Source organism: Klebsiella sp. Ech2A (assembly GCF_030078455.1).
GTDB lineage: Bacteria > Pseudomonadota > Gammaproteobacteria > Enterobacterales > Enterobacteriaceae > Klebsiella > Klebsiella terrigena.
On sequence record NZ_JAQGFU010000421.1, the window covers coordinates 1 to 1379 of the forward strand.

The window sequence follows — 1379 nt, forward strand, 5'->3', positions numbered from 1 at the left end:
GGCCGGCACCACGCCGGCGGTAGAGATCAGCCCTTTGCTGGCCTTCAGTCCGACCAGGTTGTTTAGCGACGCCGGAACCCGCCCGCTGCCGGCGGTATCCGTACCCAGCGCGAAGCTGGCGACGCCGAGCGCCACCGCCAGCGCCGAACCGGCGCTCGAGCCGCCCGACGGATACGCCGGGTGCACGGCGTTGCGGCAGCGCCCGTACGGCGAGCGCGTACCGTTGAGGCCGGTGGCAAACTGGTCGAGGTTGGTTTTACCGACCGGAACCGCGCCCAGCGCAATCAGCTGAGCCACAATCGTCGCGTCCCGCTCGGCGGTATAGGCGAACGCCGGACACCCGGCGGTGGTGACGATCCCGGCGAGATCGATATTATCCTTAATGGCAAACGGCACGCCGTACAGCGGCAGGGTCTCCGGCGAGACGCCGTCCAGCGCCGCCAGCCAGGGATCCTGCTCCTCTGCCGTCAGAATATGAATAAACAGCTGATACTCTGGATTGAGCGCGCTGGCGCGCTGGCGCAGCTCCGCCATCAGCGCGCGGGGCGTCAGCCGACCGTCGCGATAGCCCGTCGCCAGGGTGCTCAGGCGTAAGTCAAAACTGTGCTGATTCATACCTTTTCCTCCATTATTACCGCCACCCGCTGCCCGGCGCGAACCGAGGCCCCCGGCTGGACGTTAACCTCGGCAATCACCCCGTCGCAGGGGGCCAGCAGCGGGATCTCCATTTTCATCGACTCCAGCACCAGCAAAACGTCCCCGGCGCGAACCCGGCTGCCCGGCGCGGTTTGCACCTGCCACAGGTTGCCGGAAACGGGGCTTTCTACCCCCTGCTGCCCGCTCTGCAGCGGCGCGTCTGCGCCCTCTTCGGCCGCCGTCTCCTGGCTCTCGAAATGCGCCTGGCCGCTGGCTATCCAGCGCTCGCGCTCCTCGTTAAACGCGCGCTGCTGGTGCTGGCGGAAGGCGTCAATGCTCGTGGCCTCGCGCGCAAGGAACTGCTGATACTCCGCCAGCCGCAGAGTGCTGTGCTCAATGCGCAGCGGATAGCGGCCAAGCGGAAAATCACGGCGGATCTGCAGCAGCTCTTCGGCGGAGACCGGATAGAAGCGCAGCTGGTCGAAGAAGCGCAGCAGCCACGGCTTGCCGGCAAAATCGGCCACCTCGTGATAGCGATTCCACATCTGCAGGGTGCGGCCGACGAACTGGTAGCCGCCGGGGCCTTCCATGCCGTACACGCACAGATAGGCGCCGCCAATCCCGACCGAGTTTTCCGCCGTCCAGGTGCGCGCCGGGTTGTATTTGGTGGTCACCAGCCGGTGGCGCGGATCGAGGGGCGTCGCCACCGGCGCGCCGAGATAGACATCCCCCAGCCCCATCAC

At 66.8% G+C, this 1379-nt stretch carries 2 protein-coding genes; both read right to left on the minus strand.

Annotation, left to right across the window (positions count from 1 at the left end):
- Positions 1–615: amidase family protein (locus PFH44_RS27635; protein ID WP_283826847.1), on the minus strand; the 615-nt coding region annotated here is incomplete at its 3' end.
- A partial coding sequence (locus tag PFH44_RS27640; protein ID WP_283826848.1) for a carboxyltransferase domain-containing protein occupies positions 612–1379 on the minus strand: 768 nt, incomplete at its 5' end. The genes PFH44_RS27635 and PFH44_RS27640, both read right to left, overlap by 4 nt.